Here is an 8,207-nt window from a genome sequence, read left to right on the forward strand (position 1 = left end):
GACGACACAAAGTAGAGCGTCAGAATGAGGATGATGACGGCGCCGAAGAGCGCCGTGGCGATTCCGATGCCTGCCTGGAGCACACCGCCGCCGATGCTGAACAGGTCCAGGTTCTCTACAAACTTGGTGACCTCGCCGAAGATGAGCTTGACGTCGAGTGCGGGGAATGTGGACTGGATCGCTGTGACCAGCTCGCCATCTTGGAAGAGCTTGATGACGTCGACAGCCTGCGCAATGAGCTTTTCGACCTGCTCCGCGATGACGGGGATCAGGGCGAAGACCAGAGCTGTTGCCGCGCCGACGACGCCGATGAGGACGGTGAGGATGGCCGCCCAGCGGGGAAACCGCTTGCGTTCAAGGAACGAGACGATCGGGTCAAGACCGAGCGCGATAAACAACGCGGCGCCGATGTACGTGAGGATCGTCGCGAGGCTGCCGATCGCCACGCCAATGCCGATCGCAAGGAGGACGCCGAGCCCGCCAAAGAGTCCGAGTCGAAACGCGTTCTGGATCTTCATTCGGCTCCCGCTCGCGGTTAGTTTTCGCTCGTGATTCGTTCGGCTTCTTTGAGCATGCCGCGGAGATTCTCAAAGTAACCGGCGACGGCTTCTCGCTCGATCCTAATCTTGGTGAGACGCTCTTCTGCATCCGACACGAGAGCAGCGGATGTGCGCTCCGCTTCGTCGATAATGGCGCGGGAGCGGGCCTCGGCATTGGCGAGCACCTCGGCGGCGGTCGCAGAGGACTCTTCGCGAAGAGCACGGGCCTCCGCTTTGGATGTCGACTCGAGGTCTTCTGCCTCTTTGCGCTTCTCGGCGGCACGTTTTGTCGCCTCAATCAGCTGGTTCTGCGCTTCGTCGAGGTACTTCTGTGTTTGCAGCACTGCCTCCTGCTGCTTAGCGAGGAACTCCTTCTCGGCCTCATCGCGGCGAGCCTTGAGCTCGACGTCCAGGTCGATGCGGGCCTGTTCGACCTCGCGTGTCGTCGCCGTGCGCTGCTCATCGGTTTCGAAGGCGAGCTGGGCTCGAACTGTCTCGTTCTCATGGGCCAGGCGGGTGCGCTGCTCTTCTACCTCGTGCGCTACGGCGTTGCGTTGCTGCGCCAGGTCGCGTTCGAGCTCGCGGCGGGCGCGCGTCGTGTGGTTGTCGAGCTCCGCTTTGGCAGACGAGATCTCGAGCTCGAGCTCCGCGCGGGCTCGGGTTGTTTCTTCTGCGAGCTCGGTACGGGCACGGTCTGATTCTTCTTGAAGCTCTGAGCGGGCGGCCGTGATTTCAAGCTGCAGCTCGCTGCGACCGTTGGAGGCTTCGAGATCAAGGGTGCTGCGCACCTTCTCTGCCTCGAGCTCAAGCTCGGTGCGGATGCGCGTTGCCTCCTGCTCGAGTTCTGTGCGCACGCGGGTCGCCTCTTCATGAACCTTGGCTTTGCTCGCGGCAATCTCGGCGGCGAGTTCGTTGTGGCGAGCGGTGATCTCTTCGGCGAGTTCGGCGCGGCCAGTGGTCACGGCGTTCTCAAGTTCGGCGGTGCGGCTCGCAAGCTCGTGCTCGAACTCGGCACGACGAGTGGTGATCTCGTTGTCGAGTTCGGTGCGGCGACTGGTGATTTCGTTGTCCAGCTCCGTGCGGCGGGTGGTGATCTCGTTCTTGAGTTCGGTGCGGCGGGTCGTGATCTCGTTGTCGAGCTCAGACGTGCGGGTGGCGATCTCATTGTCGAGCTCAGAGGTGCGGCTCGCGATCTCTAGCTCGAGCTCTTCTGTTCGCGTCGCGATCTCGCGCGCTAGCTCATCCCGGCCAGCGGTGATGGCGCGCTCAAGCTCGGCCATGCGGGTGCGCATCTGGCGATCGAGTTCGCTCGTGCGGGTCGTGATCTCGTGGTCGAGCTCCGAGCGACGAGCCGTAATCTCCTGGTCGAGTGCGCTGCGCTCGGCCGCCGTCTCTTCTGCGAGACGGGCGCGGGCCTCCGCGGTCTCCCGGTGCAGAGCAGCCTGGGCTTCGGCGGTTTCGCGCTCAAGTGCGCCGCGGGCTTCTGCGGTGTCGCGCTCTAGCGCGCCGCGGGCCTCGGTGGTGTCGAGCTCGAGCGCGGTGCGGGCCTCGGTGATTTCGCGGGTGAGCTCGGCGCGGGTGCGCTCCGCCGTGCTGTCGATGTCGGCCCGGGTCTCAGAGACATAGGTGTCGATCTCGGTGCGCTTCTGCTCGATCTCGCGCTGGAGCTCGGCACGCTGGCGTTCATTGTCGGCGGCAAATTCGATGCGGGCGCGCTCGGTCTCGCGGGCGAGGGCCGAAGCGGCTTCTCGGGATTCGCTTGCTTCGCGCTCGACCACTGCACGCAGCTCGGCCGCATCGCGCTCGGCTTCGGCCCGAACAGCGGCGGCTTCGCGCTTAGCGGTGGAGCGAACCTCTGCGGCCTCTGTCGCCACGGCGCCGCGGATCGTGGCCGCCTCGCGGAGAGCATCCTGGGTGAGGGTCTCTGCCTCCGCGCGAACGCGGGCAAGCAGGTCTTCTGCCTCGACACGGGCCTCGCCGAGCATCTTCTCAGCGCGCACCGTGGCGTCAGAAATCAGGCGGTTAGCAGCCTCTGCTGCCTCGCTGCGCAATCCCTGCACCTCAGCCTGAACGGAGCTACGAAGCTTTTCTGCGTCGATATCGGCCTGGCTGATGAGGCGCGTCGACTGTTCCTCTGCCATGCGCAGAGTGTTTTCAAGTTTGGTGCCGAGACCGGCGTATGTGGGGCTACCCGTCTCATCAAGCTCAGCTTGAAGGTCGTCGACGGTGGCGCGAAGGCGCTTGAGCTCTTTGTTCGCCTCGACCTTGTCGGAGTTCGCCTTGATGAGCTCTCTGCGCAGATCCTGAATGGCGCTGTCGACCTCATCGCGGCTGTAGCCGCGCATGACGGTGCTGAACGTTCCCTCGTCGATAGCCACGGTTCTCTCCCTGTGAATATTGAGACGGCATCAGCTGGGGGCTGCTCCGCGCTACCCCCCAGTTTAGTGGCAGAGCGCCCCGCGCCAGCCACTGGCCCCTGCGCTCCCCGCATGCGGCATACAGGTCGCTATTAGGCGGCGTTCAGCGAGCCTGACTAGTGTGGAATGTCTTTGCCCGCAAAAAGGTGAGCCCGAAGGGGCTCCCGAGCGGCCTCGCGAGAAGCGCCCCCAGTGTGCTGCTTCACCCGATCGCGGTCGCGGCGGCACTATGAAAGGAGGGTTTGGTTGCGGTTCGTTGCAGCAATCGTCAGCTTCGTGCTGGCATTCGTGCTGATCGGTCTCGGTCTAGCCCAGCGCACAGTCTTCGCAGGACCCGACGAAGTTGTCGCTGAAGCAACATTCGACTCTGAGGCCCCCGTGGCCATTATCGACGAAGAGGCCCTCCAGGCCTTTGACGGTCGCCAGACAATCGACATCAGCGGCTCTGATCAGGTCATCGCCGCCTACGGGCGATCAGAAGATGTCACTGCGTGGGTCGGCCTCGCCACCCACACCGTTCTCACGGTCGACGAAGAGACCGGTGAGGTCAAAGCCAAGCTGGTCAAGGGAGAAGAAACGACGGTGCCGAGCGCCATCGGTTCCGACCTGTGGTTCGCAGAATATTCCGGCGAGTCCGCCGTGAGCTTTAGTGCGAACATTCCCGAGGGGATCTCCGTCATCTTTATGGCGGATGGAACGCAGCCAGCCCCCGATACCGTCAGCATCAGCTGGCCGACAGACTCCCGCACGCCCTGGACCGGCCCCCTTATCGTGGCCGGCGTCATCCTTCTTCTTCTTGGCGGTGTTCTGTACTTCTGGGCCTTCCGTCACTGGCGCAGGACCCGTGGTCCTCGCCGCAAGCAGCCTAAGGAGCCCAAGCTGCCTCGACAGCCGCGCTACAGCAACCGCAAGGCCGCCAAGGCGGTTCGGCCTGCCAACCCCGCCGGCACCGAATCCTCGGCCGGTCGCCGCTCATCGCGCAAGATGATCGCGATCCCGGTGGTGCTTGTCGGCTCGCTCGTGTTCACGGGATGCTCCGCCGACAACTGGCCGCAGCTCGGCGGGGGATCAGAGCCCTCTGTCGAGGCCACGGCCGAAGCGGATTCGACAGAGGCCGGAATCAAGGACCCTGCTGTCACAGAGAAGCAGCTCGCCCGCATCATGGACGAGGTTGCAACCGTGGCGACGGAAGCCGACGCAGCAACCTCCGAGGATCTGCTTGCCACCCGATTCGAAGGCCCCGCCTACGAAGTTCGGGCGGCGAACTACATCATGCGTCGCGCCGACCCCGCTCAGCCGCTGCCGCAGGCAATCGCTGGCGCGCCCATCGCGCTGTCGCTGCCTCAGCAGACGGATGCGTGGCCCCGCGTCGTGCTCGTTGTGGTGCAAGACGCCAACGACGAGACCGTGGTTCCGACCGCCGTCATGCTCGAGCAGGCAACACCGCGCGAGAACTACAAGGCGCAATATGCCGTGAAGCTGCAGGCAACAGAGTTCCCCGACGTCGCAGCCTCGACGGTCGGCGCTGTGCGCTACTCGCCCGATAACAAGTTCCTCAAGCTGGCTCCTGAGGAGGTGTTTGCCGCGTACTCCGACATCCTGCTCGTGGGTGCGGCGAGCACCTATGCCGAGCAGTTCGACCTTGAGACGGACACCTTTATCGGGCTGGCTGGCCCTGATGCACGCGCTGCACGCGCAGCATCCGTATCGGGCCCGGCGACGCTGTCTACCGCGCTGACCGCGGGTTCTGGCTCGCGCATCGCTCTCGCGACGGATAACACTGGGGCGATCATCACCCTGAGCTTTAATGACACCGAGACAATCACCCCGACCGAAGCCAACGCGACGATTGCGCTCCTGGGATCGGTAAAGCTCTTGACGGGCCTATCCGAGACCAAAAAGGGCGTCAATGTCACGTATGGTTACCAATTGCTCTTCTATGTGCCACCGGCCGGAAGTGATGAGAAGATCCGTCTCCTCGGCGCGACCGAGGGCGTCATATCGGCAGGAGAACTCCCATGACCAACCTTCCCCCAGCAGGCGCGCAGCTCCGCGGCGCGGTTGATCTTTCATCGCTCGTGCGCCCGCCCGCCGGCGCCGGCGCTGCTCCTATGGCCAGCAGGCCCGCCGATGGTTCGCCCGTCGTAGTTCCGAGTCTTGTGCTCGCGAGCGACGATCAGGCGTTCCCCGGCCTGCTTGAACTCTCGAACACGGTGCCCGTGATCGTGGAGTTCCACGCTGGCCAGCCTTGGCAGGGCATTGCGGATGTCGTGCGCAGCTACGCTGGCCGGTTCGTGCTCGCAAGCGTGGACGCGACCCGCAACCCTCAGCTGCAGCAGGCATTCACGGTTTCGGCCGTGCCGACGGTGGCGGCTGTCATCGCGGGTCGCCCGCTCGCCCTCTTTGAGGGCGAGGTTGCCGACGACCAGCTGCGCCAGGTGCTCGACCAGGTGCTGACCCTCGCGGCGCAGAACGGCGTAACGGGGACGGCTGCCGTCGATGGGGAAGACCACGATGCCGCTGAGCCGGTTGACGAACCTCTGCCGCCCCTCCATCAGGAGGCATACGACGCGATCGAGCGCGCCGACTACCCTGCGGCCATCGCAGCCTATGAGACGGCCATCGCGCAGGACCCCCGGGATCACCTCGCGGTTGCCGGTCTCGCGCAGGTCTCGCTGCTCCACCGGCTTACGGGCAAAACCGCTGCGGAGATCCGCTCGGCGGCGGGCGAAGCGCCCCAGGACGTTGACGCCCAACTTGCCGTCGCCGACCTCGATGTCTCTGGTGGCCACCTCGAGGACGCATTCTCACGACTGCTCGACCTCTTCGTGTCGCTCGATCAGGAGTCGAAGGATCGCGTTCGCGCGAGGATGCTGGACTACTTCGAGATCGCCGGCGCAGAGGACCCTCGGGTCATCGCTGCGCGCCGCCAGCTCACGAACCTTCTGTACTAGCGCGGGGCAGCGGGGCGAGGAACAGCGCACCGAGCGGGGGCAGGGTCAGCTCGACAGAGGCAGGCTGGCCGTGCCATGACGACTGCTCAGCCGTCACCGCACCCCAATTGCCCACGCCCGAACCGCCGAACTCGACGGCATCCGAGTTGAGCAATTCTGACCATTCGCCCGCCAACGGCAGGCCAATGCGGTACTGGTGGAGAGGGACACCAGAGAAGTTGACGATGGTGACGAGCGGATCACCCTCAGCCGACCAGCGGATGAACCCCACAACCGAGCTTGCTGCGTCGTCGCCCACGAGCCATTCGAAGCCTTGCCGGTCGTTGTCGCGGGACCACAGCTCCGGCCTGTCTCGATAGACCCGGTTGAGCCCCGCGACAAAGCGAAGAAGGTTCTGGTGGTCTGGCTGCTCAAGGAGCCACCAGTCGAGCCCGCGCTGTTCGCTCCACTCGGCCGACTGGCCGAACTCTTGCCCCATGAACAGCAGCTGCTTGCCGGGATGGGCCCACATGAATGCCAGATAAGCGCGGACATTGGCGAACTTCTGCCATTGGTCTCCGGGCATCTTGTTGAGAAGCGAACCTTTGCCGTGGACCACCTCGTCATGGCTAATTGGCAGCATAAAGCTCTCGCTAAAGGCGTACTGAAAGCTGAATGTGATGTCGTTGTGGTGATGTGATCTCCACATCGGGTCGACGGCCATGTACTGCAGCGAGTCGTGCATCCAGCCCATGTTCCATTTGAGCCCGAACCCGAGCCCGTTAGCTCCCGTGGGGCGCGTGACTCCGGGGAACGCTGTCGATTCTTCCGCGATCATGACGATGCCGGGGTAGCGCTTGTAGGCCGTGGCGTTGACCTCCTGCAAAAAGCTGATTGCCTCCAGGTTTTCTCGCCCGCCGAATTCGTTGGGCAGCCACTCCTCACGGGAGTAGTCGAGGTAGAGCATTGAGGCCACGGCGTCGACCCGCAGGCCGTCGATGTGAAACTCCTCGAGCCAATACAGAGCATTGGCAACGAGAAAGTTGCGAACCTGGCTGTGGCCGAAGTCGAACACGAGGGTGCCCCAGTCGGGCTGCTCGCCTCGCCGCGGGTCTGGATGCTCATAAACCGGTTGACCGTCGAAATTGGCCAGAGCCCACTCGTCTTTGGGAAAGTGGCCTGGCACCCAGTCCATCAGCACCCCGATGCCCGCCTGGTGCAGGCGGTCGATCAGGTAACGCAGGTCGTCGGGATGCCCGAACCGGCTTGTGGGGGCGTAGTAGCCGGTCACCTGGTAGCCCCAGGAGGGGCCGTAGGGATGCTCGGCGAGCGGCATGAACTCCACGTGGGTGAAGCCGAGATCTGTGACGTAGTCGATGATCTGGTCGGCGGCATCCCGATAGCTGAGCCCGGGCCGCCACGACCCCAGGTGCAACTCGTAGATGCTCATGGGGATGTTGTGCGGGTCGCTGGCCGATCGCTGGGTCAGCCACGCGGCATCCTGCCATTCGTAGTCGCTGGTGCCGGTCACGGAGGCGGTGCGAGGGGGGATTTCTGTGTAGCGGGCCATAGGGTCTGCCCGCACGACCCAGGTGCCGGCGCGGGTGAGGATCTCGAACTTGTAGGCGACGCCAGCACCGACGCCGGGAACGAATATCTCCCAGACGCCGTTATCGTCGAGCCGGCGCAGGGCGTGGCCGAGCCCACTCCAGCCGTTGAAGTCGCCGATAAGGCGGACGGCACGAGCGTGGGGCGCCCACACCGAGACGGCGATCCCCGCAACGCCTTCGTGAGTGCGCACGTGCGCTCCGAGCATTCGCCACAGTTCTTCGTGCCGACCCTCCGCGAACAGGTAGGTGTCAATTTCGCCGACGGTGGGGGAGAACCGATAGGGGTCCTCTGCCTCCCACGACTCTGCCTCGCCGTACGTGGCGACAATGCGGTACGGCTGCACCACCCCTTCGTGGCTTCCGTGCCACAGCCCATTAGTGAGGTGTCGGAGCTCGACCTGACCGCCATCAGAGAGAAGGGCCGTCACGGTCTCTGCGAGGGGGCGAAGAACCCGGATGACGACTCCGTCACCGACCGCATGCTGGCCAAGCACGGAGTGGGGGTGCGGATGGCGGGCCTCGGCGATGGCAAGGATTGCTTCGGTGTCGAGTTCGGGAATCGTCATGCGGTCGCTCCCGTCGTGCGCGAATCGCTCGGCCCGCCGGTGTAGTGAACCTGCAGGATATGCACGGGCTCCACGAGCGGATCGAGCCGAACGAAGGTGTCGCGGCCCCACGGGAACCGGGCTCCCGTCACGAGGTCTGTGA

At 64.4% G+C, this 8,207-nt stretch carries 6 protein-coding genes; 2 read left to right on the forward strand and 4 right to left on the reverse strand.

The window, feature by feature from the left end:
• Together AC062T_RS12055 and AC062T_RS12060 are read right to left on the reverse strand one after the other, a co-directional pair.
• The coding region (locus AC062T_RS12055; protein WP_476030345.1) for an AI-2E family transporter at window positions 1-518 on the reverse strand (518 nt) is incomplete at its 3' end.
• Window positions 519-535: 17 nt separating this feature from the next.
• Window positions 536-2,917 (reverse strand): hypothetical protein, encoded by a 2,382-nt coding sequence (locus AC062T_RS12060; RefSeq protein WP_476030347.1) that lies wholly within the window; start codon window positions 2,915-2,917, stop codon window positions 536-538.
• Window positions 2,918-3,202: 285 nt separating this feature from the next.
• Between AC062T_RS12060 and AC062T_RS12065 the strand changes: the two genes are divergently transcribed.
• Window positions 3,203-4,978: a DUF8094 domain-containing protein gene (locus AC062T_RS12065; RefSeq protein WP_476030349.1), complete on the forward strand. Its 1,776-nt coding sequence runs from the start codon at window positions 3,203-3,205 to the stop codon at window positions 4,976-4,978.
• A complete protein-coding gene (locus tag AC062T_RS12070) occupies window positions 4,975-5,910 on the forward strand; it encodes a tetratricopeptide repeat protein (protein WP_476030351.1) in 936 nt (311 codons plus the stop codon). The genes AC062T_RS12065 and AC062T_RS12070 overlap by 4 nt, the downstream gene beginning before the upstream one ends.
• On the opposite strand, the gene glgB is transcribed toward AC062T_RS12070, so the two are convergent.
• On the reverse strand, window positions 5,891-8,065 hold the full coding sequence (gene glgB / locus AC062T_RS12075; protein WP_476030353.1) for a 1,4-alpha-glucan branching protein GlgB: 2,175 nt from the start codon (window positions 8,063-8,065) through the stop codon (window positions 5,891-5,893). The genes AC062T_RS12070 and glgB overlap by 20 nt on opposite strands.
• Complete coding sequence (locus AC062T_RS12080) at window positions 8,062-8,196, reverse strand: hypothetical protein (RefSeq protein ID WP_476030355.1); 135 nt, start codon at window positions 8,194-8,196, stop codon at window positions 8,062-8,064. The genes glgB and AC062T_RS12080 overlap by 4 nt, the downstream gene beginning before the upstream one ends.
• Between the last annotated feature and the right edge of the window lie 11 nt (window positions 8,197-8,207).

Source organism: Homoserinimonas sp. (genome assembly GCF_056262345.1).